The 25,260-nt window shown below is 60.0% G+C and carries 16 protein-coding genes and 4 pseudogenes; 10 read left to right on the top strand and 10 right to left on the bottom strand.

Annotated elements, in window-relative coordinates:
- Positions 1-47: 47 nt before the first annotated feature.
- Together AC0L2B_RS12165 and AC0L2B_RS12160 are read left to right on the top strand one after the other, a co-directional pair.
- Positions 48-660 (top strand): annotated as a pseudogene (locus AC0L2B_RS12165) (type IV toxin-antitoxin system AbiEi family antitoxin domain-containing protein); the annotation flags it as partial.
- Positions 660-1,296: pseudogene (locus AC0L2B_RS12160) on the top strand (nucleotidyl transferase AbiEii/AbiGii toxin family protein); the annotation flags it as partial. The pseudogenes AC0L2B_RS12165 and AC0L2B_RS12160, both read left to right, overlap by 1 nt.
- Here the strand turns inward: AC0L2B_RS12160 and AC0L2B_RS12155 are convergent.
- The 6 genes and pseudogenes from AC0L2B_RS12155 to AC0L2B_RS12130 all read right to left on the bottom strand — a co-directional run.
- A pseudogene (locus AC0L2B_RS12155) lies at positions 1,296-1,487 on the bottom strand (DUF5131 family protein); the annotation flags it as partial. The pseudogenes AC0L2B_RS12160 and AC0L2B_RS12155 sit on opposite strands and share 1 nt — an antisense overlap.
- 50 nt (positions 1,488-1,537) lie before the next feature.
- Entirely contained in the window at positions 1,538-1,969 is a 432-nt protein-coding gene (locus tag AC0L2B_RS12150; RefSeq protein ID WP_473745493.1) for a PIN domain-containing protein, read from the bottom strand.
- Positions 1,966-2,265, bottom strand: coding sequence for a hypothetical protein (locus AC0L2B_RS12145; RefSeq protein ID WP_082982646.1), 300 nt, complete (start codon positions 2,263-2,265; stop codon positions 1,966-1,968). Before AC0L2B_RS12145 ends, AC0L2B_RS12150 begins: the two co-directional genes overlap by 4 nt.
- A 615-nt stretch (positions 2,266-2,880) precedes the next feature.
- Positions 2,881-3,789, bottom strand: coding sequence for a BRCT domain-containing protein (locus AC0L2B_RS12140; RefSeq protein WP_065010973.1), 909 nt, complete (start codon positions 3,787-3,789; stop codon positions 2,881-2,883).
- 854 nt (positions 3,790-4,643) lie between these two features.
- Positions 4,644-5,198, bottom strand: a complete 555-nt coding sequence (locus AC0L2B_RS12135; protein WP_473745492.1) for a hypothetical protein — start codon at positions 5,196-5,198, stop codon at positions 4,644-4,646.
- 282 nt (positions 5,199-5,480) lie between these two features.
- The gene (locus tag AC0L2B_RS12130; protein ID WP_141246647.1) at positions 5,481-6,002 is read right to left on the bottom strand and encodes a helix-turn-helix domain-containing protein; all 522 of its coding nucleotides are present in this window, start codon (positions 6,000-6,002) and stop codon (positions 5,481-5,483) included.
- Positions 6,003-6,379: 377 nt separating this feature from the next.
- Here AC0L2B_RS12130 and AC0L2B_RS12125 point away from each other — a divergent pair, with 377 nt between their 5' ends.
- From AC0L2B_RS12125 to AC0L2B_RS12110, 4 genes are all read left to right on the top strand, one after another.
- A complete protein-coding gene (locus tag AC0L2B_RS12125; protein WP_065010969.1) occupies positions 6,380-6,724 on the top strand; it encodes a hypothetical protein in 345 nt (114 codons plus the stop codon).
- Position 6,725: 1 nt separating this feature from the next.
- Positions 6,726-7,019, top strand: coding sequence for a hypothetical protein (locus tag AC0L2B_RS12120; protein WP_245430182.1), 294 nt, complete (start codon positions 6,726-6,728; stop codon positions 7,017-7,019).
- Positions 7,020-7,126: 107 nt separating this feature from the next.
- The gene (locus AC0L2B_RS12115; protein ID WP_065010967.1) at positions 7,127-7,723 is read left to right on the top strand and encodes a DUF6088 family protein; all 597 of its coding nucleotides are present in this window, start codon (positions 7,127-7,129) and stop codon (positions 7,721-7,723) included.
- Positions 7,713-8,750 carry a nucleotidyl transferase AbiEii/AbiGii toxin family protein gene (locus tag AC0L2B_RS12110; RefSeq protein WP_065010966.1) on the top strand — a complete coding sequence of 346 codons (1,038 nt, stop codon included), beginning with the start codon at positions 7,713-7,715 and terminating at the stop codon, positions 8,748-8,750. The genes AC0L2B_RS12115 and AC0L2B_RS12110 overlap by 11 nt, the downstream gene beginning before the upstream one ends.
- Before the next feature lie 370 nt (positions 8,751-9,120).
- Here AC0L2B_RS12110 and AC0L2B_RS12105 read toward each other — a convergent pair whose 3' ends face one another.
- Together AC0L2B_RS12105 and AC0L2B_RS12100 are read right to left on the bottom strand one after the other, a co-directional pair.
- Entirely contained in the window at positions 9,121-9,639 is a 519-nt protein-coding gene (locus AC0L2B_RS12105; RefSeq protein ID WP_082982644.1) for a (2Fe-2S)-binding protein, read from the bottom strand.
- A gap of 23 nt (positions 9,640-9,662) precedes the next feature.
- Entirely contained in the window at positions 9,663-12,491 is a 2,829-nt protein-coding gene (locus AC0L2B_RS12100; RefSeq protein WP_473745491.1) for a xanthine dehydrogenase family protein molybdopterin-binding subunit, read from the bottom strand.
- Positions 12,492-15,500: 3,009 nt separating this feature from the next.
- On the opposite strand from AC0L2B_RS12100, the gene AC0L2B_RS12095 reads away from it, so the two are divergent.
- The 4 genes and pseudogenes from AC0L2B_RS12095 to AC0L2B_RS12080 all read left to right on the top strand — a co-directional run.
- A complete protein-coding gene (locus tag AC0L2B_RS12095) occupies positions 15,501-16,034 on the top strand; it encodes a hypothetical protein (protein WP_473745490.1) in 534 nt (177 codons plus the stop codon).
- A gap of 247 nt (positions 16,035-16,281) precedes the next feature.
- Positions 16,282-18,027 carry a type IV secretion system ATPase VirD4 gene (gene virD4 / locus AC0L2B_RS12090; RefSeq protein ID WP_065010962.1) on the top strand — a complete coding sequence of 582 codons (1,746 nt, stop codon included), beginning with the start codon at positions 16,282-16,284 and terminating at the stop codon, positions 18,025-18,027.
- A 51-nt stretch (positions 18,028-18,078) separates the two neighbouring features.
- Entirely contained in the window at positions 18,079-21,507 is a 3,429-nt protein-coding gene (locus tag AC0L2B_RS12085) for a Ulp1 family isopeptidase (protein WP_473745489.1), read from the top strand.
- A gap of 127 nt (positions 21,508-21,634) precedes the next feature.
- Positions 21,635-22,152: pseudogene (locus tag AC0L2B_RS12080) on the top strand (IS66 family transposase); the annotation flags it as partial.
- Between the two features lie 292 nt (positions 22,153-22,444).
- Here AC0L2B_RS12080 and AC0L2B_RS12075 read toward each other — a convergent pair.
- Complete coding sequence (locus AC0L2B_RS12075; protein WP_473745488.1) at positions 22,445-23,554, bottom strand: IS110 family RNA-guided transposase; 1,110 nt, start codon at positions 23,552-23,554, stop codon at positions 22,445-22,447.
- A 147-nt stretch (positions 23,555-23,701) separates the two neighbouring features.
- Positions 23,702-24,427 (bottom strand): two-component system response regulator VirG, encoded by a 726-nt coding sequence (gene virG / locus AC0L2B_RS12070; protein ID WP_473745486.1) that lies wholly within the window; start codon positions 24,425-24,427, stop codon positions 23,702-23,704.
- Positions 24,428-25,260: the final 833 nt, after the last annotated feature.

The raw sequence follows: 25,260 nt of genomic DNA, 5'->3' as shown, positions 1-25,260 counted from the left end.
ATACAAATCCTCGGACTGTAACCCCTTAGTCCCGAGATTTCGTATCAATGCCAGAGCCCGCTCCCCAGCGCCAAATCGCCCACGCACTTCTGACAGTGCGCGGAATCGCGCGTCTCGCGGAGCTGCGCAACGCCGGCGTAACAGCGGCCACGATGAGTCGCATGGAACGGGATGGGGAGGTGCTCCGGCTCGCACGCGGCCTCTACCAGCTCTCCGATGCGCCGCTCGACGCCAATCATAGCCTAGCCGAGGCTGCCAAGCGCGTACCCAAAGGCGTTGTCTGCCTTGTGTCAGCCCTGGCATTCCACCAGCTGACCGATCAGCTTCCGAGACAGGTATGGCTGGCCATCGGCCCAGAAGGACTGGGCTCCCAAACCCAACGGCACACCCATTCGCATCGTGCGTTTTACCGAAAGTCTGCTCAACGACAGCGTCGAAACTCATGTTGTCGAGGGCGTGACCGTAAAGGTCTTTGGGGTTGTCACAACAATCGCGGACTGTTTCCGATATCGCAACAAGATCGGCCTGTCGGTGGCGATCGAGGGCCTCCAGGAAGCGCTTCGCCAGCGCAAGGCCACGCCCGGCGAAATTGCCAGGCAGTCCGAGCGTGGCGGTGTCGCCACGGTCATCCGGCCGTATATCGAGGCGCTGACTGCCAACTGGCTAAAGAGATCAAGAACATCGGCGCCTCGGTGCGCGCACGTCTGCTGCAACTCGCCAAGGTAAGTGGCCAGAGCTTCGATCTGGTTCTGACCCGCTTCGCCCTCGAGCGGCTGCTTTTCCGGCTTAGCCAGTCACCCCACGCCGACCGTTTCGTGCTGAAGGCGCGATGCTGATGATGAGCTGGTTCGATGATCCGCACCGCGGCACCCGCGACCTTGACCTGCTGGATTTTGGCGATCCGAGCGCGGAGCCAATGCTGGCGACCTTTCGGGAGGTCCTGGCGCAGGACGCCGGCGATGGCGTCGAGTTCGACGCTGACGCACTCCGGGTCGACCGCATACGCGAGGAGCTGGAGTATGGTGGTCTCAGGCTGCGGACGACGGCCTCGATCAGCGGCGCCCGGGTCAGCCTGACGATCGACATCGGCTTTGGCGATGCGCTGGAGCCTGGTGCCGAAGAGCTGGACTATCCTTCCATGCTCGACTTCCCATGCCCCGGCTGCGGGCTTATGCGCGGGAAACTGTCATTGCCGAGAAATATCAGGCGATGGTGGCGCTGGGGCGGGCGAATAGCAGGATGAAGGACTTCTACGACATCTGGATTCTCAGCCGATCCTTCACCTTCGACGACGACGCCTCGCGGTCTTCCCGCACCACGCCATTCCACACCGTGCGCTTTCCCGTTTTACGGGTAAGCCCCGCATATTTCGCGATGCCCATGGCCTCAAGCCGTCTGGCCATCTCCATTGCATAACAATGGGTGCAGCCTGCCGTAACGATCGAGCACCCTGCGACCGGGTTCCAAGTGGAGTCTGTCCACTCTATCTGAGTTCAGTCATCTTACCCTCCCGAGCATTCCTTGACCCGCCGCCGCATCAGACCGCTCCGCGTATCGGATTGACGACCTCGAGCCCGGCAAAGTCTTTTTCGTTATCCGTTACCAGCACGCACTCGTTCGCTCCGGCGACAGCGGCGATGATCATGTCGAGCTGGCTGCGCGGCTTGCCGGCCGCTTTTCCTCCTGCCATCAGCCGCGCCCAGATCAGCCCGGCTTTGTCGTCGAACGAGAGGATGCGGCCCGCAAACAGCGCCGGCGGCCCCTCAGGCCCAGAGAACCACTTTTCAAGTGCGTCGCGTTTTTTCCCGCGCGGCTTCTCCAGAACCCCGCGAAGAATTTCCGCAACGGTCAGCGAAGCGATAAACAAATCCTCGTCACGCTGTCTCGACATCCATGCCAGGAGCGATTCCGACGGCTGCGATTTGACGACATTGCTGATGATGTTGGTATCGAGGAGGTAGCCTGTCACAGGTCGATCTTCCGCCCCTCTTCATGGGGGCGGGAAAGATCGAGGTCAGCTCCCACCAGCGGCGAACGACGCAATGCGGCGAGGATCCCGCCAGGCTTGGGTGGCTCGCCCGCGATGGTCTGGCTGACAGCAGCGCGCAGGCTAGAGGCATCCGGCCCATCTTCGGCCAGGCGGCGAGCCAAAGATCGAATGAGGTCGCGATCAGCATCGCGGCCAAGCACTTCGAAGCGCGCCAGGCCGCGCTCGCTGAGGCGAGATCGATAGTTTTGAATGGCGCGTTTTTGCGAGCTGCCCATAGTTGCCTCCGACATATTTCCAGTAATATAACCAGAACGCAGGGTTTGATCAAGGCGCGGGCAGTCCGGGCGGTGCTCCCTTGCGGTTGGATGGCATCGGTCTAGGATGCGTGATATATGTTGCGCGACGGTATTTAACGAGCGTCAAGCAGCCGCCGGGAGGCCGCGAGGTGCAAAATCGTCCAACTGGTCCCGATAGTTTACGAAACTTCAAAATTCTCTCGTTGCCAGAAAACATTTGGCAGTGAAAGGGCCGTCTGTCTCTGTCACCATCAGATCGATGGGCAAGTGCAGGCGAGAGAGCGGCCGCGATCCGAACGGGTCATCTCGGCTTTGACGGAGAAATAGCAGCCGAGCATCGCCGCACGTTCGAGACTCGCTTTTGCTTCCGGTGAACCGGTGAAGCACGACGGTGCCGCGATCCTGCGGGAGATATTGTTCCTGCAGGTGCCGCCGCTGCTCGCCTTAAAACTGTCAGAAATGTGTGGCGAGCGCCCAGACACCCGTATCACGATTCACTAAGGCTCAGGTGTTCAGCTCCGCGCTTCCGACGCGACCAGGCTCTGAAGCCGCACCTCCAAGATAATAGGTTTTCCGTTTGCCGGATGGAGGCGGTCAGAAACCCAACGCTTTGGCCAGCGTCGGTTCAAGAACCAGATGCGGCCGACCTCCCTTTTCGCGAAGCTCCATTGCCCTGATGATCTTCGTGCCTTCGTGGCTGTGCTTCCAGTCCCGAGACGCTTCGGCCGCGACGATGAGGTAGTCGGTCTGGCCGCAGACGGTGTCCTTCCAATCACCGCCGCGTTCGCAAATCATCGCAGCGATTACCTTTCGCGGGCCGATGACGAATTTTCCTGTCAGGACGAACATCCGGCTCGGAATCACGAACTGGCTTGCATCCTCCAAGGCGCCGTCAATGACACCCACATTGCCGAAGGTAGGCAGCCCCGTGTCTGTCGCGCTGTCGCCGACAAGACGGGCAATCCACCCGCATATGTCTTCTGCCTCGTCGGCGGTTATGCGACCGTCAGCAAAAGACCTTCTGGCAGTTTCTCCGAGAGATGCCACGCGGCTGTCTCTGCGCAGGACAACACTCGAGTCCAACCTGGACAGCAGTTTTTCGACCTCTGCTGCCGTGATGGAGTTGTCGCAGGCGATACCGGCACAGAATCCGTAGAACTCGTTGACTTCGTCCTTGTCGTCAGCTGCGACAAACTCCCGTGAGCGTATGCCGATTATTGTTTCAAGGACGGCGTAGATCTCTTCGGGCGCGTTACCCCAAATATCCAGATCTCGGATGAGCTCGGCAGCATCATCGTCGTGAAGAAGGGACAGGAACTGCTCAGCTTCGACCCTGAGTGGCGGCATCTCCGCCCGCTCGACCCGCTCGCTGGCCATCACGCCCTTCAAGAACCCGAGCCAGTACCCCAACGCCTTGCGGTGATTTGCCTGCGCATGGACTCTACCGAGCGCGGCCCCTTCGTGTTCGAGTTTACCGCTCCTTCCGCGGAACACTTCAACCATTGTCGCCCCCTCGACTCTACTTTTCGATTGTAGCAGACATCACAACACTCATCTATCCGACGACTAGACAACGCGTGCCGAAACCGGAAGACTTAATCCCGTTAGCTCGTTGCTTTCGACAAGGATAGGGCCAGGTTGCCACCCCCAGGAACGGCGTAAGCGGCCGACCAAAGAAGACGCTCTGGACACACCAAGGATCAGGCCGCCTGAACCCGCTCCCGCTCCGCCTCCGACGCGCTCTGTCCCTCGCGCAGCCGTGCTCGTCCTCAAGGGACGCTCCGCTCAAGCCCTTGCGGAGTGCGCGCGCCTGCGCTTGACGGGACGCGCGACGGCGGCTCCGGAGATCAGGCTTGGTTCCAGATCGCTTCGTGCGGGAAGCTAAAGCTCGGAAACCGCCTTTCGCCTACTGCGCCGACACTGTTCTGTCCCTGGCCCTGCCGTGCTCGACGATGTCACCTTGGATTGCATCTGCCGAATTCTCGCGTATCCTGCGGCTGCGCATGTGAGCACAAGGTGGCGCCTGGCGCTTCGACGAGCCACCCCAGCGAGAACCAGCGTCGGCATGGCGACCGAAAATGCTGAGGCAAGAGACCGCCACTCCAGAAGGAAACGTTCGTCATGGATTCCCATGCCGTTATTGCGTCCCTGCCAGTCGCCGGGGCCGACCGTACTGTGCTTATCGAGGCTGCCAACGCCGCGTTCGAAAGGGTCGTTGAGCGGATTGAGCCGGACAACGAGAAGCTGACTCGCACCCTTTGGGACGCCGAGTCCTATATCGATAATGAAATCACGGCAGACATGTTACCGATTTCACGGGACGAGGCTGCGTACCTAGTCGACGTGTTCCTGGTGCATCATGTCATTAGACTAACTGTCGAAGCAGACCAGGAGGCCGCTGAATCCCGGCCGTGAACCTCCCCGGAGGCAGCTGGATCTGCCTGCTGCAATCTCGCGGGCAGCGCGATCAATGCACTGACCTTTGCCGCCACCTCTTCAAGGGTGGCAGTGAGGCGGTTTATCTGCGAGGCGGTGGCGGCCCGTTCCGGGCCGTAGCGGGTGACGAGATATTCCCGGTTCTGGCTAAGGGACTGAAGATGCTTGGCCGTCTTCGCGCGAAGGCGCAGGCCCGCCTCCAGTGCGTGCTCCGTGCGTCTCGACAGGGCGTGCTGCAGTTTGCGGATCTGATTGGGATTGTGCCCACGATGGAGCAAAAGCGCGGTCAGGTGGAGTTCGATCGCATGAATCGCCGCCAATCTGAACGGCGCTCTGGTGAGCGGCTTGCCGGGTCGTCCGAGCTCAAGGAGGTGGTTTGCCGCCTTGCGGTTTTCCTCTGCCAGCTCGTGAACCTGCTGTGGCGACGCTAGCTCGCCGGGATATTTGCGTTCTTCGATAGCCATATAGCGCAACATAAAGATGCTGATTTCCTGTGCATATATTCAGCGCGAAAACAAATCGAGTTTCTTGCTGAGTGACCGGGGCCACTACACGCGTCGGAAGGCGGGGCGGCCCGTTCTGGCACTGCGGCGGTCAGGCGAGAAACGGCTGACGGAAAGGCGCTACAGCAGGCCGGATCCGCTCATCTCGCGGATCCTGACGTTGCCTCCCGTCCGGCGGCCGGCCATCGCGTTGGCTCCCGAGTAGCGGCGCGATGGAGTGGCCGTTCCGACAGTCCTCTACCTAGACTTAGACTACTAGGGAGACGGCGCCGCCACTTCGTCCTCCATGTCGAGCGATTTTTCGACTGCCTCCGGATTCCGGGCGATGGTCCAAAGGAGAGTATTCGCCGCTGCATCCGGTTCCGAGCGACCTTGCTCCCAGTTCCGAAGCGTTGCCAGATCGAGGCCATACCTCACGGAGAACGCCTCCTGGGACAGCTTGGTGCGATCCCGAACTTCGCGAACGCTTATCGGCCGCGGCGCATGAACCTTCGCGATCACTCCTGCGGACGAGAGTTCGTCCTTAAGTGCCCGCAGGTCGTCGACGCAAGGAACAGTTACGAACGCCTTGCCGTGATCGACCATTTCCGTGAGTACCGCATGGGCCGTCCTCAGCGGCAGCTGTCTCCTGACAAGAACCCGAGCAGCCTCAGGAGTATTCGCGCCGTGTAGAAAGCTGAGGCTCAGCCGGACGGGAGAGCCTGACGACACCCGGACGACGTCCCGGGTTCGCACCCGTTGTCCGAACCGCTCCATGAACTTCGATGTAGTCGACATTAAGCTTCTCCGCGATCACTCGACCGAGCTTGCGCAATTTGGATCAACCCCATTGGACCTGGGCATCGCCCCCGATATGCAGGTCACGGACAACCAGATGGTTGCTGCCCATCTCCACGTCCCCCAATAGCTGAAGCACGCCATCGGGCTAGACGACATCAAAGAGGAGGCAGGGTCCTCCGAAATGTCAGCGTCCACAATGAGTTCGATATCATAGCTGCACACGCGATCCCTACGCAAGTTGCTTATAGAAAGCATGTCAGGTGCTGGCGAGGGTCAAGGCCTCACCGATCTTCGAATTGGCGCGATGCTGGCAACACTCGCCGGCTATGTTGTCTAAAATCGATTTTTGTTAATGGGACCTGCGAGGAACCCCGATGACGAAGATAGCTGTACGTATGCGTCGCGGCCAAGGGTCGGTGGGCAAGCGGACGAGAACCTTTCCCAAACTGGCTGAGAAATTGCAGATGCGTCGCTTGGCCAGGATTAACGCCGTCCTGCAGAGGGCGGAAGAATCCGGCCTGCGCGCTGAGAAGGACGGCAGGATTGCGGGACGGGTGAGTGCTGATCTAATTAAGAAGGCCAAAGCTCGAAGCGGATTGACATCTGATACCGAGCTCGTCGAATTTGCGCTGGCAAACGTGGCTCTGGAAGACAACTTCGCCGAGACCTTCAGGAAAACACGGGAAACTGTGGATCCGACGCTGAAGCTCGGATTCTGAATTGACCGATTTCGACTTTGGTGCGGCCGTAAGATGGTCGCGATTTGATTCCCAAAAACCCTTGAGCCGCGGCCCCGAAATGGAGCTGCCGATCATCGGCAACCTCGTCGGGCCTGAAGTTGCGGGCGAGGGCGGCAATGACTCGGGCCATCTTCCGCAGTCGCCTTACCCGGATGCCTCATTCATCCATGCAGGAAGGTCGAAGACCTGCGGCAGCCTGATCCCGTTCCAAAAGCTCAATGCCAGACGTCCCGTTTGGACAGGCAGGCCGCGTCATAATTTGGGTGGGATATAGCGTCCAGATTTGGCCATAGCCCATCTTGATCTGTTTCTTTGCAATCAATATGATAAGAGCCAATTCGGTCAGAAACTCGAATCTTCTCTCTGACAGGAGCTAATGCCATGGAAGAGGTCACGCGAGCGGTTCAAATGCGTACGAAAAGAGCCAAGGAAGGTGCTTTGCTCACTTCGAAGGAATTCGTTGGCTCTGGAAACCGTGCGGCAGCCGATCAAGCTCTGAGCAGACTTGCGAAAAAGGGCGAACTGGCGCGCGTCTACAGAGGAATGTACACGCCCTCAAGGAAGACGCCGTATGGATATGTGCTGCCGGAAGCGGAAGCCATCGTGAAGTCGTACGCTTCCTTGTCAGGTGAGAAGGTCGTCAATTCCGGTGCTACGGCGGCGAACCAGCTGGGCCTGACGACACAAGTTCCGGTTCAAAAAGTCTTTCTCACGACCGGAAAGTCGAAGAACCTGAAACTTGGCCGCCGCACAATACGCCTCAAGCACGCGCCCGCTTGGATCACGAGCCTGCCAAAGAACAGGTCGGGCGAAGCCATCCGGGCAATCGCGCACCTTGGCCGAGCTAACGGTGTCCACTACGCGAAATTGCTCAAGAACAGACTGACCCCCGAGGAATGGACTCGCGTAGTCGCCCTCAAGGCGAAAGTGCCCGCTTGGCTCCATACGGCGATCTCGAAAGCAGAAAATGAGCGGTGAATCCTTCTTCGATTTGAAACGTGGCCAGCAAAGAGACGCTCTTCTGGCCGCTTCGGCAACATTGGGACGCGAGCCGCATATCCTTGAAAAGGATATCATGGTCGTCGCGACGCTTGACGCTGTCTACACCTCCGCATTTAGGGACCTCCTGTATTTCAAAGGGGGTACTTCGCTTTCCAAAGTCTATCGGCTGATTGACAGATTCTCTGAAGATTTGGATCTGACCTATGACATGACAAAGTTCCTTGATGGTGGGAACTTCGATGAGGACGGCATTCCTCCGAGCGGATCGCAGGCGAGCAAACTAACTGAGATGGTCAGGAAGCGCTTGCCGGAGTGGATTAAGGGCGAATTCGCTCCGATGATGGCGCGAGCCATGGCCGACAAGGGCATCAAGGTGACCTTGGCCTATAATTCCTCGGAAACGCTCAATGTCGACTTTGAGAGTCGTTTCGATGGTCACTCTTACGTTCGCTCATCGGTTCTCTTGGAGTTCGGCGCTCGGTCCACAGGTCGGCCGGCCGAAGAACACGCAATAATTTGCGATGCGGCTCAGGCGAACACAGGTCTCGTGTTTCCGACCGCGTCGGTCCACGCGATGGCGGTGGAGCGCACCTTTTGGGAGAAGGCGACAGCGGCTCACGTTTATTGTCTTCAGCAGAACCTCAAGAAAGACCGCTTCTCGAGGCACTGGCATGATCTCCATTATATCTACAAGTCGAAACATTGGGCATCTGCGCTCGAAGACGCGGAGCTCGCGAGGAAGGTCGCGCGCCACAAGTCATTTTTCTTCAAGGAGAAGGACAAGGACGGCCAGATCGTGGACTACGGCAAGGCGGTCTCCGGCGAGATCGTTATGGTGCCTTCTGGCACCGCCTTGAAAGAACTGGAGAAGGACTACCGCATCATGCAGGAAAGCGGCATCACAGCCGCAGACGCGCCGGATTTCGGGGCGGTCGTGCAGAGCTGCAAGGAGATGGAAGTTGCCATCAACAGTGCCTTGGGTTCGGCGAGGAAGAGGGCGTGAGCTGTGCAGGGCTGCCTGCTGTCCTTTTTGTATGAACGCGCCGGTCACCGTGGCATTGTCGGGAAAAGCATCTAGCGCGACGCAACTGGAAACGCTGGTCGGCAGTCCTGAAGCGCGGTTTCATCGCGATGATGGATGTGGATGCGCTGTCGCTCAAACAAGGCTTGACCAAGCACACCGACATAGGAAGCGTAATGAACCGCAATGCGAGGCGTGCCGCGCAAGCGCAGGCACGGACGGGAACTATTTGACCGTATCGCGGCGAGCAAAAGGGACACGCCCAGGTGCCGGAAACAGAAACGCCCGTGCTGCACGTCGACCTGATGCGTGCCGCAGGCCAAATATCCAGGAACCGCCTCATCGCCGGACCTCAGCCCTGTACCAGGCCGGGCCTGCTCAGGATCACGTGACGGACCGCCTCATAATAACGGACATAACCGGTGCAACGACAAATGTGCGGCGCAAGCGCCTGCTCGATTGTGCGTTCGACATCCGCCCTGCGGACCGGCTTCTCTTTGAGACGCTCAACCAGCACGGTTGCACCGGTGACAAAGCCCGGCGTGCAATAGCCGCACTGGAACGAAAAACGTTCGACGAAGGCCTGCTGAATCGCGGAGAGCCGAACGACATCGCCATTCGCGTCGCGTTCGGCATGCGCTTCGATGGTGCGGACAGACTTGCCCTTGAAGAAATGCGCTCCGGTGATGCAGCTGCGGATCTCGCGGGAACTTCCTTCCGGCCCATCGAGAATGATCGCGCAGGCGTGGCAGATGCCTTGGCCGCAGCCAAGCCGCGAGCCCGTAAGGTTGAGATATTCGTGCAGGAAGTCGATCATCATGAGATCGTCAGGTACGTCGAACGGACCGACCTTGCGATTGTTGACGGTCATCGAAAGTGGTCGTGTGGCAACGGTCACGGCAGGGCCTGCAGAATCTTCTCTGGCGTGATCGGCGTCTGATAAAAACGCTTGCCGATGGCATGGTTAACGGCATTGACGATCGCCGGAACGATCGCGATCATCACAACCTCGGCCATTCCCTTTGGTGGATCGATATCGGAAAGCGGCGCCAATACCTCCGATGTCTGTGTCCAGACCGCGACATCCCTGGCATGCGGCAGGCGATACCGGTTCCAGTTCCACGTCCCGTCGCCGGGACCGTCTTCATAGAGCGGCAACTCCTCGAGCAAGGCGTGGCCGACGCCCATAGCCATGCCGCCTTGGAGCTGACCCGAGACAAGTTCCGGCACGATCTGAGTGCCGCATTCGAGGATGGAATGATGCGAAAGGAGCTTCACGTCGCCTGAGGCGGTGTCCACTGCGACTTCGGCGATCGTCGCCACGCCCGTGTAACAGGTGCCAGCGGCGTTCTGGCGCTGTACCGGCGGATAGAAGACCTGGCGCCGGTCGAGAAAATGGAAGCCGCCGCAGGTCATCAGCGCCTTCAAACCAGCCGGCGCGCTTTGGCCATAGCAGACCGAAAGCGCGTCGACCGGCAAGCGGACGGCGCCGACGTTCGGCACATCGAACACCGCCTCGGCCCATTGCCCGCGATTGAAGACATGGACGCTGACCCCCGTGACCAGGCCGAGCCTGTGCGCCGCCGCCGCGAGTTGTTCCAGTGCGAGCGGCTCCATCCCTCCAGCCGTCAATTTGCCATCTGCGATCCGCACGTCCGCCATGTCAACAGCGAGCGGCCCCGCCCGCCCGCCGCCCGGTCCACTAGACCAGAGCGCGACCGCAGCCGGCCAGAGCGACAGGTGCAGCAGCGCGCGCGCCGCCATCCGCGTGGCGTGGCCGATGAAATAGGCGCTGTTTGAGGCGCTCATCGGTGAAATAAACGAGGGCGTCCAGCGTGGATTGCGTGCCAGCGCGTCCTCCCTGTCCTGCGGCGTCGTATAGGGCTCCTCGGTGGAGACGAGAGGCATCTCGGGCCAGTCGACGATCCCGAAGGCGCAGTCGTCCGGCACCCGGCCGATGATGTCGGCGACCATCACCGCCTGCGAGGTGGTCAGGCCCGTGCCAATATCATTGCCGTTCTGGCGCATGGTGAGCCGGCCGGACGGATCGAATGACAGCGTGGTCACCGCTGCCTCGGCTCCGGTGCCGTAATCCTTCTGCACCTGCGCGAAACCGATGCCATAGCGCTTACCCGGATTGGCGGTATCGAACGCCGCTTTGTTCGTATCGCGATCCCTCCACAACGGATGGGCACGAGCCCGCTCCAGGATCTCCTCGGTCCTTAGCGCCCCGCCGGCAATGGCGCCCTGCGAGTTCTTCATGCCGGTCTTGAACGCGTTCTTGAGGCGAAGCTCGATCGGATCGATGCCGAGCAGTTCGGCGGCCTCATCAACCATCATCTCGGTCGCGGCCATGGTCTGCAGCGTTCCGTACCCGCGCGTCGAGCCAGCATCGACAGCGCGCGAAGCGCGGACTTCGACCGAGAAATCGCTCTTCGGCAGATAATAGATGCTCTGCGCCGCGCTGGCCCCGACCTTGCCAACGTCGGGCGAGAAGTTGCGCCGCCCTCCGGCATCCATGCGATACCTGCCTTTCATGATGCGGAAGGCGTGCGTGGAGCGATCCACGACAAGCGTATTCTCCATCCAGAAGGCATGGCGCTTCAACCCCATCTGGAATTGCTCGAGGCGGTCGTTGGCAAGACGCACCGGGCGCCCGTCGCCATAGAGGCCTGCCAGGATAGCGTAGTAGGGAAAGATGGAATGATCCTTGGTACCGTATCCGACCGTGTAACCGATCGAAAGGTCGAGCGCCTTCACCGTGAACCGCGATTTCGACAGCATTTCCAGCGTCGAGGTCGCCACCTCATAAGGCGATTGGGTCGCGATGAGTGCGTGCAGGGTCGAACTGCCCGGCTCGAACCAGGCATTGCCATTGTCGGGTTCCATCGCGCAGGCGTCGGTCGACTGCGAGAAATAGCTTCGCTTCAGGACCAACGCATCGTCGCCGGTTGCTGTGATCTCACGCTCGATCTCGCCCGCCGCCCACAGGGCGCGGGCCGCCGCATCGCCGCTCTGATCCGGCTTCGGCCAGACGACCCGATCGCCGTCGAAACTGCCGTAGATGGTGGTGTCTTCGAGCGGATCGGTTTCATTCGATGTCGCGCCGCCGATGCGCACGAACCGGCTGGCGCTGTAATGGGGTGGCGTGTCGTAGCCGCCGACCGCGCCCCAGCGCACGATGCCCTTGGCGAAACGGACCAGCCGCTTGGCCGCGTCGAACCGCGCGAAATCCTTGTAGATCAAGAGCGCGACCGGCTGACCGAGCAGGCGCGGAATGCGTCCCTTCGGCACCAGGAACATGTCGCCATAGAAGCCGGGAGCCGTCGTTTCTGGCGGCGCAAGACCATCGCGCACAAGGTCTTCGCCGGCTATCAATTGGTCGGGCTTGAGACCTTCGCCCAGCAGTGAGAGGTCCAGCCCGTCCAACGGGGCGTCGGCCCAGGTGCCGCGGATCAGGAAGGCGTGGCTCTGTTGGTGCGGCCAGCCCGTTATGTCCCGGGCGCGAAAATCGCGGGTGAAGGTCTTGTCCCCCGTGACCTTGGCCACGGCGTCGATCCTGAAACGCGGCCGACCGTCCGGTCCGATCCAGTTTGGCGAATGGCCGGGCGAATTGGCAATGGGCGCAGCCGATGCGGGCCGGCCCAGAAAACGGATCTTGACCGCGATCCCCGCGCCAGCCGCCGCTGCGATGAACTGGCGCCGCGAAACCCTGCCGCTCATGCGGTCTCCCCGAAAGGCCGAGAGCCCGACCCTACACCCGGCTGGCTCGCCTCACCTGTATACTGCCGACTCGGGGCCGTTCCGCCATTCCGGCATCGCTGACAAACGGAACGGCCTTGCCCGGTCATGAAAATCGCCGGGCCTGTTGCATCAGTCCGCAATATTGAAGCGCATGACTTCTGCTTCGAATCCGAATGTTTGGATAGCATGTCCTCTGTTGTGAGCCCGTCCGAAGGATCTGGTCGAACTCGATGGGGTCGGGCGACGCAGGCTGGCTTGTGGTGGTGTGTCGCCAGGCGCCCCACGGAATCAACATTGCGAGTATTTTCCTTCCTGCATCGGACTGTCGTGATCGGGCGGCTAATTTCATAGCCAAGAGTGGCCGCCCACCGGCAGAGCTCCCGTCATACCCAGTAGCGTTGCGCGGTTTCCGGGACGTCCAGTCACGTTTGCAATGCGCGTGTTGGAATCGGTGAATCTGCGACACATCACCGCCGCGGTTTGGCCACGGAGTTGCCGCAATATCCCACGACATAGCCGGCGTTGCCTGAGACGGTTCGGTCCGGCACCGGCTCAACCAAGCCCCCCCGCTCTAGGGTCAGTGCCGGATCGAACCACTCTCTTCCGACCCCCGAAATGCGCTCAGCAGAAGCAAGCTGATCCGCTTCAACGATGCGTGGTCTCCCAAATCGCATGGGGCGGCAAAGACCTGCACAGCAAAATGGTTTGAGGCGCGCCTCGGCTTCAGGCGAGAGGCAACTCTGGCCGGCTCTACGATGCCTTCGTTGTGAGAGCTCGTTCAAAGTAGCAAACTGTTGCTGGTCGCTAAGCAGGCTTGCATACCCATCGCCTCTGTCGATGCTCCCATCATAGTTGGTGCCCTCAACCATGCCTGATGATCCAACGATTTCGTCATGGCGCAGTGATCGTGGTAAATCTCGGTCTCTGTGCCTGGGATCGGCCCCCCGTTCCCCAGGTCGTGGTCGAAATCAATGTTGGAACCGTGTACAGCCGCTTCTCAGGCCTTCACACGTGAAAACACGCTGACCGTCTACGTTGCTCTGCGTATCGGGGTCCCCCAGGACGTGGAATGCCGCTTTGTAGGATCGACCTCTAACGATATCAGGCCTGGGTCCAACCTCTGGCAGCCAGACAAAGTTGACAGCGCAACCGACGCAATGATGCCTGTCATGTTCATTTCCCCTCACTGTGTATCGCGGTTCCGTGCATCGTTTGAGGATCATCTGCTGCACTGAGCGTGCCAAAAAGAAAAGGTTTCAATTACACGGTTTAGGAGCCGCCCTTGTCCGTCGGACCTCTGACTTTGTTGCAAAGCCGACACTGGTCGTCATGGCTGGCGACAGGGCTTGGGATCTTCGGTCGCGACCACGCAAGCCCAGAGCCGACTCGGCGGTGAGGCGCGGGGGCATAGGCAAAAACGTCACAAGTACGTGCCCATGCTCCCTCTGGCGAATACATCATTGCGGTCGGATCCACTCGAGAAATCTGGCCTGACAGTTAGCGTAGATCGTTTGCTTTGGCATCGCGCAGAAATGTGGGTGGCGAGAGTGTCTAATGCCGATCGCGACGGTAAGCTGAAGCGTATTTGAGCCTTGATAGGGCTTTCAATTCAGGCTGCGCCCATGAACAGGCATGGTGGCGGCCAGGATGGCTGCATTCCGGCAGTAATGCCAATCGCTTCTCACAAGCAGAGCGCGTCGGCGCCACTTGCACCCTCATTCACCCCCTTGCACCCGATCGTGTAGGACCGTGCAAGGTTGGCCCCAGACTGCAGCGTGAAGAACTGAACCCGTCTTTAGGGAATTGAAATTTTCTGTGAGTCCTGCACCGTCGAGGGGCGTGGAAGGCGAGGGATGATGCAGCCAAAGCAAGTTATATCGATGGTGCGCCTGCAAAGATGCGATTGGGGCAGCGCGGCAATTGCAGCCGGTCATGTTGCTGCGGAGGTGGCGCTGAATATATGCCGTCCGTTCCGCGGTGGCTGCCAGGCGACTCCCGTTGAGAAAACCCAGGCCCAAAGGCATGGAAGAAGTCGCGATCGCTTAGGCGTTGGTTGGCTCGCCACCGGCTGGTGCTGACGACCGCGGCACTCATAGACGACACACGGCCGAGTGAAGGACGGGGCGGCATTGCGCGACCGTGCGGCCCGCCCACGCGCGATTTTTCCTCGTCGGACCTTTGCTCCTCGCCTAGCGCCGGCTGGGTCGGGAGATTGCCACGGGCCTCCAGCAGGAATGCCTTAGTCGCGGGCATGGCACAGTGATGCTATTGGCGCGGCGCTGCGCAAATTACCGGTCAGGTCGCGACTGTTTTCCTTGCCGAGGGAGCACGACAACTCGGCCGCGGCTGATCAGCCGGAGTGGGCGATCCTCGTCATGAAATCCTCGAGCATGCAAACCTGCGCTCAAAGGAGAAGCTGCTGCGGCGGACATCATGCCGGGCTCTTGCAAGGACCGGAAGCAGCCAAAGAGTCGGCGACGGCGTGCCATTCATGCGCTCAGGCAGAACTCACTCATCGCATTTGATGCCAGCCTCATCATCTTTGGCTTAGACGGGGCTGGGAACCCTCTGCCAGACTACAACTGTAACATCATATCGGTTCAGCAGGTCAAGCTTCGGTGGTAACCTCATTGCGTAGAATAACGACTTTGGAGACCGAGCATGGATCGCGATAACAAACGCGCACGCGCAGCTGCAAGTTCATCCCAAGGCGGGAGGGAACCCAGTAACATCCTGTCCCTTCCAGAGGGGCCATTAAGCGAGGTAGCAGAACGGCTGGTAACCGCTAACCCACGCGATACAGCGCGAAATCTTGCGGGCTTCAAAGACCTCGGGAGGCGAGCGCGAACAGCCGTTCGGGGCACTCAACCCGGGTCAGAAACTGAACTCGCAAAATTTGAAAGGCGGGGCAATCAGCTCGGACAATCAGCCAGAGAGCTGACCTGGAAATTGACATCCGAATTGGGGTACCGGCCGGATAACGTAGCATTGGAGCAAGTCAGAGCGGTCAGCAACATAGCCAATTACCTAACGCCACATATGCAAGATGCTGTTGTCAATCGCATTGGCAACATGGAGCCGGCCTCGCAAGCTCTCGGAGCTTTTAACGTTGCGCCAAACTTCGGTAAGTTCAATGAGGAAAACAAATCTCGCATTCTTGATCAGGCCGTTGAATTGGCTTCTGATCCGGATGGCAACATCAGGACGGTGGCACGCAATGCTATTATAGCCGCGTATCACCAGTTCGATGCAAATCAACAGGCCCAAGCTCACGCAGTTCCCGGCATGGAAAACATCTTGCGGCAAATGCCTCCGCCGCAGCATGAGGCAGAGGAACGAAATGCGAATCTGGACGGCCACATAGCAGGTCTTGAGGCTGCAGCCCGTGCGACAGGCGCGCAAATCTCCTATGAACAGCTGCAGCGGGGTGGTCTAATCGGGCAGGCCATAAACCGCAACTACAGTCACGCCCGAGCGGACCTACTGGAGGCCACCAGAAACAGGGATCGCGAGGGCCGTTGAGGTCTCGGCCACGGTATAGGGACGCTTTCTCTCCCGAATTCCGTTTACGGCCTTGCCGTTTCCAGGTCGCTGGCCGTTGACGTACCTGCTTAGTGTAACTTCAAAAACCACGTCTTCCGGGTGGTGCGATGCAAGCGTCGCACCACCCGCTGCGGCATCGATCTGTCGAGTGGCGACATCGCGCGCGACGTCGGTTCGGTGTCTGAAGCAAGCGCAGCATTAGCTACGGCTAATCGGCAATGGAACAATGCCTTCAACAAAAACGACGCCCCCTAACATAGCCGTTAGCATCGCCTGCTCACTCGCCTTGGGCTTCTGTGCGGCAAGTCTGTACGCAACCTTCCGCCACGGCGGTGGCGGCGAGGCTCTGATGACGTTTGATGTCCGTGCCTTTTGGTTTGAGACGCCCTTCTATCTGGGTTTCGCAACCCCCGTTTTCTATCGGGGCGCGGCTATCGTGCTCTCGACATCCGCGGTCGTCTTGCTGATTCAGCAGATCGTATTGCGCCGCAAGCTCGAACACCACGGGACGGCTCGTTGGGCTCGAGTGGATGAAATGCGACGCACCGGATATCTGCGACGATACCGTGGCGTGACAGGCCCGGTATTTGGGAAGACGAGTGGCCCTTTCTGGCCTGGCTACTACCTGACCAATGGCGAGCAGCCTCACAGCCTCATCGTTGCACCGACCCGCGCTGGCAAGGGCGTCGGCATAGTCATTCCAACGCTACTTACATTCAAAGGCTCAGTGATAGCTCTGGATGTCAAAGGGGAGCTCTTTGAGCTCACCTCGAGGGCGCGCAAAGCCGCAGGCGACGACGTGTTCAAATTCGCGCCGCTGGATTCGGAGCGGCGCACAAACTGCTACAATCCGCTGTTGGATCTTATAGCGCTGCCGCCACAGCAGCAATTCACCGAAGCCCGCCGCTTGGCCGCAAACCTGATTACGGCCAAGGGGGAGGGCGCGGAAGGTTTCGTCAGCGGCGCGCGAGATATCTTTGTCGCGGGGATCCTTGCCTGCATCGAGCGGGGCACGCCAACAATCGGCGCCGTCTATGATCTCTTCGCCCAGCCGGGGGAGAAGTTTAAGCTCTTCGCGCGACTCGCCATGGAGACCCAGAACAAAGAGGCACAACGCATATTCGACGACATGGCGGGGAACGACACGAAAATCCTGACCTCCTACACTTCCGTGCTCGGCGATGGCGGGCTCAACCTGTGGGCGGATCCCGCTGTAAAGGCAGCTACAAGTCGCTCGGACTTTTCGGTCTATGATCTTCGCCGTCGCAGAACGTGCATCTATCTTTGTGTTGGTCCGAACGACCTTGAGGTGATCGCGCCTTTGATACGCTTGTTTTTTCAGCAAATCGTTTCAATTCTGCAGCGGTCGCTGCCCCGCCGGGATGAAAAGAACGAGGTTCTCTTTCTGCTCGATGAGTTCAAGCACTTGGGTAAGCTGGAGGCGATCGAGACCGCAATTACGACCATCGCGGGCTACAAGGGTCGCTTCATGCTCATCATCCAGAGCCTCTCCGCACTGACGGGGGCCTATGGCGAGGCTGGCAAGCAGAATTTTCTCAGCAATACCGGACTGCAAGTGTTCATGGCCACTGCCGATGACGAGACTCCGAACTACATTTCCAAAGCTATCGGTGAATACACATTTCAAGCCCAATCGATTTCCTACAGCCAGGCGCGAACGTTCGATTGGAACATCCAGAATTCACATCAGGGTGCACCGCTGTTGCGTCCCGAACAGGTGCGGCTACTTAATGACGAGTACGAGATCGTTCTCATCAAAGGTCTGCCACCATTGCAGTTGAGGAAGGTGCGATATTTTTCGGATCGCATCCTGAAACGCATCTTTGAAAGCCAGACAGGCGCCCTCCCGGAGCCGGTACCCTTGACGATAGCAGACGAGGGGCTCTCCGCAGAATCTCAACTCGATGACCCGCTGCGTGGATCGGCGCAAGACTTTGACGATACAGTTTGATGTGAGGCTAGTGTGGACCCGCGAAATAGTAATCCATCCCGTGTAACAGCTTTGTCGCAGGTGCAGGACGCCGGGTTGGAAGAGGGGCAAGCGGACCAGGCCCGGCAAGTGGGCGATGAGCAGCACCTTGCCGAGGCCCGGAGGCTGTTCGATCAAGCTGACGAGTCGCCAACCAATCCAGAGGAGGTTCTGCGACTGGAACAGGGGTTGAGCGAAGTGCTTCAGCGACGGCAGGATAATCTCGCCGCCTCGTCTTTTTTCAGCGACCCAGGGATGCCCGCTGGACCGGGTGACCACAACAGCATCGTGGCGGACGCTTTCGTAGCGGCCGGCTCTGGGCACGCCGGAGTTGAGGCCGCCGCCCCGCCAGCGTTAGCTGCCAGCCAACAGCAGATCCGGCCCTGGCCGGATGCGCTTGACCAGGGCAACCATCTGCCACCCGGGTGGATCATCATCAACAATGAACATTCCACAGCGCTATTGAGGCCAGCGGAGAGGCAGAGGGCCCTGAATACGCCGCAAGCCGCCGCCATTCAGCAGCCGCTGAGCGAAATCGGCCATTCAGGCGGCCGCGTGCCGATGCAGCCCCCCATGCAGCAGTTGGGTGAATTGCCATTGGAAGGGGTACCCGTTCAAGGGACTGGGTCCGAACACATCGGAAGGCTGCATGCGGAGGCCGCGCCCTCCGCAAGGTTTGAGGCACCCCCCGCTGCGATCGAGAACTCCATAAACATCTCATTCGCCATCCCCGAAGGCTTCTCCCATGTGACTCAACGCGTCCCAGACGCAATGCTCTCTTTTCAACGCGTCCCAGACGCGATGCTCTCTTTTCAACGCGTCCCAGACGCGATGCTCTCTTTCTTGGGCCGCCATGACCCCTTGCCGGATGCGGGCCATGCCCGGCACGTGAGCTTTGAGCAGCACGTGGCCGAGCCGCGCCGAGCCGAACCTGTCGCGAGTGGCGCCCGTGCTACCCGCTATCGCCATCTGTCCGGCGAACACCGGGACGTGATTGATAAGGCGATCGCCCACGCTGCGGCTCAGCAACACCATAGCGCGGCGACGCTCCGAATATACTCGCATGCGCTTCGCCGATTGGCGAATGATCTCGGCGCTCGCGGCCAAGCGACTGATCTAAAAAATCACCAATCCCTGGTCGATCACCTAGATACTTTCTTTCCGCAAAACGTTGATATAAAGACGGCGTTGAACGTCCTGCGTGCGTATCATGAGCCGGGCTATTCAGCGACTGGCCGGTGGCCAGTGCCGGTGCCCTCAAAGGCAGACGCGCATGTCTTAGAACAAGTGACCAGTGACAGCAGCTTGGCCTCAAGCACCCGTGCTATCTATGGTCGTAATCTTCGCAAATTTTCTGAGGCGCTTGAGAGTCGGGGCCAGACGATCTCTGGGCTGGATCACTATTCGCGGATCGAATTCGCCGAGAGGTTGTTTCCAGGCAACCGCTATCTCCGCTTAGCGCTGGAACGGGTTCGCGATGCGGAGCCCGCGTCAGACGTTTCCGAGGCTCGGAGGCTGTTCGCTCAAGCTGACGAGTCGCCAACCAATCCGGAGGAGCTTCTGCGACTGGAACAGGGGTTCCGCGAAGTGCTTCAGCGACGGCAGGATGATCAAGCCGATTCGTCTTTTTTCGGCGACCCAGGAAATCTCGCTGGACCGGATAACCTCAACAGCAGCGTGGCCGACGCTTTCGCAGCGGCCGGCTCTGGGCACGCCGGAGTTGAGGCCGCCGCCCCGCCAGCGTTAGCTGCCAGCCAACAGCAGATCCGGCCCTGGCCGGATGCGCTTGACCAGGGCAACCACCTGCCACCCGAGCGGGTGTTTATCAACAATGAACATTCCACAGCGCTGTTGCGGCCAGCGGAGAGGCAGAGGGCCCTGAATACGCCGCAAGCCGCCGCCATTCAGCAGCCGCTGAGCGAAATCGGCAATTCAGGCGGCCCCGTGCCGATGCAGCCCCCCATGCAGCAGCTGGGTGAATTGCCATTGGAAGGGGTACCCGTTCAAGGGACTGGGTCCGAACACATCGGAAGGCTGCATGCGGAGGCCGCGCCCTCAGCAAGGTTTGAGGCACCCCCCGCTGCGATCGAGAACTCCATAAACGTCTCATTCGCCGTCCCCAAAGGCTTCTCCCATGGGACTCAGCCCGTCCCAGACGCGATGCTCCCTTTCTTGGACCACCATGGCCTCTTGCCGGATGCGGAAAACCCGAAATGGAACTACGAGATTAAAGGTCACGGCTACACCGCCGAGAGGCCAGAAGGGGGCAACGACTTTTGGCTCGTCGATCGCGGTCCGATGAGGGAAGCTGCAGCGGCAGCAGTACTGGCAAAGGCCCCAGAACCCGCCTCGCCAGCGAACGCCAGGCTGTCAGACACCTATCGCGGTGTTCCATTAGTCAATCTGACCACCTCCTCCGATGCACGGATCGCAGCGCTTCCGTCAGGTTCGTCCAACCTCCCCGAGGGGGTGGTGCTCGGTGCCGACCTGCTGAGCGACGCCCATATCCACAGGGATTACCGGTTGCTGGAGCAGGACCTGCAGGAGGCCCACCCAGCGCTCGCCGCCCGAACGCGGCTGGTGGATCCCTTGGTCTCCCAGCAACTGCGCCGTCACGACCGGGACCCGCAACTTACATTGCTGTCCATCTATCATCACAACGACGTCGCAGCCGACTTCGTGTTCCTGCCGGTGAACAGTGGCAACCCTTTGGCTACGGTGGCAACTGATGGACGCAACGAGCATTGGTCGCTGCTGCTCGTTGATCGCCGCGACCCGGAAAGAGCGGTCGCCTATCACTACGATTCCATCCATCAGAGCTATGGACGGGGATACAATGACGCGCCTGCACGAGAGCTCGCAACAACACTGGGCGCGACCACCCTGGTGACACCCGCCATGGCCCGGCAGAACAACGGTGTTGATTGCGGAGTCTTTGTGGTGGACGGCACGCGCGCGCTGGTTCAGAGATTGGCGAACCAAGAGTTTCCGGAACGGCTGCGGCCGCTGCACCTCGACGACCTCGTCGCCGATCGGCGGGCGCTGCAAAACCGACTGAGGCAGGGCCGCTTGCCGCACGAGCTTGCCGCAATCCCCCCGGAAGCTTTTGGAGCCGCGTCGCAGGTGCAACAAGCCGTGTTGCAAGAGCAGCAAGCCCGACAAGTCGCGCCAGCGCCGTTTGAACGGCGCTTGGGCAGGACTCGCGAGGCCCAGGACGAGCTGACGAGTACACTCGACAGGAGCAACCTCGTGAACAGCGGGGGCGTCATCATAAACAATGAACACTACACAGCGCTATTGAGACCGGGGAAGAGGCAGAGGACTGATAATCCGCAAAGCCTCGCCATGGGGCGGCAGCCGAGCGAAGCAACCACGACGTCCATCAACCAAGCCTCCGATCAAGCCCGAGCCGACCTAATGGCTTCCTTCAGAAGCAGAGAGCGCTCCGACGCGGGGCGTTGAGCTCCATGGCTGGGGTCAAACAGAACGGCTCTTTTGACGACAGAGGCGCTGATCCGATCTCCGGACCGGTAGCTCTCGCCGTAATTGATCAGGCTGGCACTGCTGGAAGGCGATGTAGGCCTGGAACTCGCCGATCGCCCAGACGCTGAGACGGATCGCCGACCTCTATAAAGATCGAGGACGATATCCGCGGCCGATCGGCCGATGAACGCCGCGCGATGCGTCAGGAATATAGCCGCGCTATTGTCGCCGATTTTGAACCTTGGCTGCGCGAAAAGCTCGGCCTGATCAGTCAGAAGACCAAGCTCGCCGAGGCAATCCGCTACACGCTCTCACGCTGGGAAGGCCTCTCGCGCTTCCTTGACGACGGCCGCATCGAGATCGACAGCAACACCGTCGAGCGCTCAAGCCGTCCGATGGCGCTCAACCGCAAGAACGCGCTCTTTGCAGGTTCAGACGGCGGTGCCGAAAACTGGGCAGTCATCGCGTCGCTGATTCGAAACCTGCAAGCTCAATGGTGTCGAGCCACTCGGCTATCTCGCCGACGTCCTCACCAGGATCGTCAACAGCCATCCGAACAGCCAGATCAACGACCTGCTGCCTTGGGCCTGCATCCGGGCGCCCGAGCTCAAAGCCGTAGCCTGAGAACAGCGCTCTGATGACCGCTGTCAACGCTGTGGGCGCACAAAATCATCCGATCCGGGGAGCGGCCGTCGTGCTGATGATCGCGTATGGGAGGAGGCGGGAACTGAAGGACGTCGGTGATCAAGCTCTGATGCGCGGGTTGGCTACCGCATTCCCGATGTGCGTCCGGGGCTGTTCCTATCTTACTGCGGGCGTCGGTCAATTTTGCCAGCCACAAAGCGTCTGACGGGCATTCCCCTGCCGTGGGCCCGCCTCCGCCCATGCGCGAGGTGTACACTGCCGCGGCGAGAGATCAGGTGGAGCGTGCCTCCCTGGCGACGGCCCACATGAAGCCGACTAGTTCGCGGGCGATCGCCGTGCAGACCACCGTCGTTCGCTTGCCTCGCCCGACCAGCTTTCGATAGCGGGTCGTCAGGCGGGCTTGAGCCTTCCATGCGATCTCACGGACTTTCGGCGGCGCCTGCTCCAGCCGGTACAGCTTCGCTTTGCCGATCCGGGGAGGATGTCGATACGTCCAGGCGCTCTCGACCAGCATGTGACGAACGCGGCCATTGCCTGCCTTGGTGATGCCGCCACGCCTGATTGTCTCTCCAGTCGATCGCTCGCCGGGAACGAGGCCGAGATACCCCATGAGCTGGCGAGGGCTCTCAAAACGGCTTACGTCGCCGATCTCGGTAGCGAACGTTACGGCGACGATCAGATCGACCCCACGCAATGTCTGGAGCGCTCGCACGATCGGCGCCAGCGACCAGTTCGGGATGAACTCTTCGATCACGCGCTCAAGCCGTTCCACACGCTCTTTCGAGACGCGCACCGCTTCGACCATCTCCTGGAGTGCGATCTGATGTGCAGGATAATCGATCCGCTGCTCCTGCAACCAACGCAGGTAGCGCATGGTCCAGTTCTTCGTGCGTGGATAGGCACGCCCATGCTTGAGCATGAAAGCGCCCACCTGCTGGCGATGGACCCGCAGCGTCTCGACCGCGGCCGCCCGGGCGCGAACGAGATCGTGCATGGCTTCGTGGTCTTCATCGGGGACCCACACCGCGGTCAGCTCGCCGGCGCGCAGCAGCCTTGCCAATGAAAGAGCATCCCGGCGGTTCGTCTTCACCCGATCGCCAGGTTTCCTTGGAATCAGCGATGGCGCGACTACGGTGCATTCATGGCCAAGGGAACGGATCAGCCGGTAGAGGCCATAGCCGGTTGGGCCCGCCTCGTAGCAGAGGTGGATCCGATCGAACCTGGCGGCGATCCGTAGGATAACGCGGCGCATGCTCGTATCCGATGCGTCGACCTCGCCGAAGAAGCGAACCTCTCCCTCCCGGCCGGCTTCCGCAATCGCGACGGCATTCCTCTGCTTCGCAACATCGATTCCGACAAATGCTTCCCTATAATCTGCCACGGCTCGTCCTCCTGCGATGAGGATCGGCTCGGCCCGCCCGAGCAACCCTCGGACGCGCAGTGTAGGGCGAGCCACCTCATCGGCAGAAGCGGACATACGGTCTTACGCTTGATCAGCCTCGTCAGCCAATCTCCAGAACGGCTCCTGTCACGCGGCCAAGGTGCCTCCGTAGCTAACGTCTACGTCAGCGTTGAAGAAGTACCCTGCACCACGGCATGTCTTGACTAGGCGAGGATTGGCCGCATCAGCCTCCAGCTTGCGGCGCAAGCGCATGATTAGGACATCGATACTTCGATCGTACACCTCTTCTCCACGCACACGGCTCGCGAGCAAAAGCCGTTCTCTGGATAGCACGTTGCGGGGGTTCTCCAGAAATGCGATCAAGAGATTGAACTCACATGCGGTAAGCTTGACCTCGCCACGCTCCGCACAGATCAGTCGCCGCTGCTTCACGCTGAGCTTCCAGGCCCCAAAGCGAAATGAGCGCTGATCTCTGGTCCGCGGACTAGAAATGCGCTCGCGTAGCGCTACTCGAATGCGGGCCAAGAATTCGCGCATCCCGAAAGGCTTGGGAATGAAATCGGTTGCGCCGAGCTCCAGTGCAACCACTTTTTCCGCCTCATCAAGCCGGTCGCCGCTGATCACTATGATAGGAACATCCGATTTTGTTGCCAGATTGCGGACGATCGCAAGTCCATCCTCCCGGCCTAGGTTAAGGTCCACAACCACGAGATCGACTGGCTCATATGAAAGAACATAGTCAAACTGCTTGCTATCGTGGACTGCGGTCACCTTCAGGGCATGCATCGTGAGATACTCGGCGATGAGGCGCCGCATTGCGGCATCATCATCGATAACAAGAACATGTTTCAACGGCACACCTTCAATCTTGAATCCCCTTGTCTAAACCTGTTTCTGAGCAACCCTGGGGCACCGACGCAGAACAGCTGCCCCTTGATATCACTCGCCGTTGCCTGCGGCCAATGTGAGGCCGTGCTCGTCCTGGTCTTTTCATCCGTGGCGAATTGACCGCACCCAGGCAGCCCGTGGCCACCAGACAGGTCCAAGCGCCGAGATGACCCTGCCGTGTGGTCCTTCGCTTTTTCGCTTCGAGCTCCCCCGTTGGTGCAGGCCTGCCAATACTATTCGAGTTCGACCTCATGGATGCCAAGTTTCCTGCTATGCCCTTGCATCCTTGTCATCCTGGAGTTTGCGGACCTGGATCATCTCGACATCCTCCGGCTCGTGGATCCAGCTCGGACATGGTTGAGCAGCGCGGCGTTTGGTTGATCGGAAAGGCGGTCGGCGGAAGAAGACCGTGATTCGCTGCAGCGGCCTTGTGCCAAATAGTATGTCTCCTGCCAAGCCGGCTTCGTCCAAGGTGGCCGGCGGCCCAAATGCTGTTTCGGGCGACCGGCAGGTCGCCGATTGCGGTGAACGTCCGGGCTAACATTTCTCAGTTACTGCAACTTCTCCATCTGGAGGGTGTCACTATGCTTGTCCATTGCGCCGTCGGACTCCGTTAATGGCGTGCGGTTTTCTGCCGATGGGACTGTGCATGATCCACCCGTTGGCGGCGCGACCGATCAGCTGAACCAGGCTCGCACCAGGTGGGCTGCGCCGCCACGTATTCCCAGTTGACCCTCGCCCCCGCGGATTTGCCCCTTCGAGCCAGCTTCGCGGACGAGCTCGCGGTCTCAAACAAT

The sequence above is a fragment of the Mesorhizobium sp. WSM4815 genome, from assembly GCF_055811575.1.
The sequence above is the reverse complement of the archived record's forward strand: the minus strand, read 5'-3'. Positions and strand labels throughout refer to the sequence as shown.

Excerpts from the sequence above, each read along its gene's own strand:
- virD4 (WP_065010962.1), top strand. The coding sequence starts at position 16,282 with ATGCCTTCAACAAAAACGACGCCCCCTAACATAGCCGTTAGCATCGCC.
- AC0L2B_RS12130 (WP_141246647.1), bottom strand. The coding sequence starts at position 6,002 with ATGTCGACTACATCGAAGTTCATGGAGCGGTTCGGACAACGGGTGCGA.
- AC0L2B_RS12140 (WP_065010973.1), bottom strand. The coding sequence starts at position 3,789 with ATGGTTGAAGTGTTCCGCGGAAGGAGCGGTAAACTCGAACACGAAGGG.
- AC0L2B_RS12125 (WP_065010969.1), top strand. The coding sequence starts at position 6,380 with ATGACGAAGATAGCTGTACGTATGCGTCGCGGCCAAGGGTCGGTGGGC.
- AC0L2B_RS12100 (WP_473745491.1), bottom strand. The coding sequence starts at position 12,491 with ATGAGCGGCAGGGTTTCGCGGCGCCAGTTCATCGCAGCGGCGGCTGGC.
- AC0L2B_RS12115 (WP_065010967.1), top strand. The coding sequence starts at position 7,127 with ATGGAAGAGGTCACGCGAGCGGTTCAAATGCGTACGAAAAGAGCCAAG.
- AC0L2B_RS12105 (WP_082982644.1), bottom strand. The coding sequence starts at position 9,639 with ATGACCGTCAACAATCGCAAGGTCGGTCCGTTCGACGTACCTGACGAT.
- AC0L2B_RS12145 (WP_082982646.1), bottom strand. The coding sequence starts at position 2,265 with ATGGGCAGCTCGCAAAAACGCGCCATTCAAAACTATCGATCTCGCCTC.
- AC0L2B_RS12110 (WP_065010966.1), top strand. The coding sequence starts at position 7,713 with ATGAGCGGTGAATCCTTCTTCGATTTGAAACGTGGCCAGCAAAGAGAC.
- AC0L2B_RS12135 (WP_473745492.1), bottom strand. The coding sequence starts at position 5,198 with ATGTTGCGCTATATGGCTATCGAAGAACGCAAATATCCCGGCGAGCTA.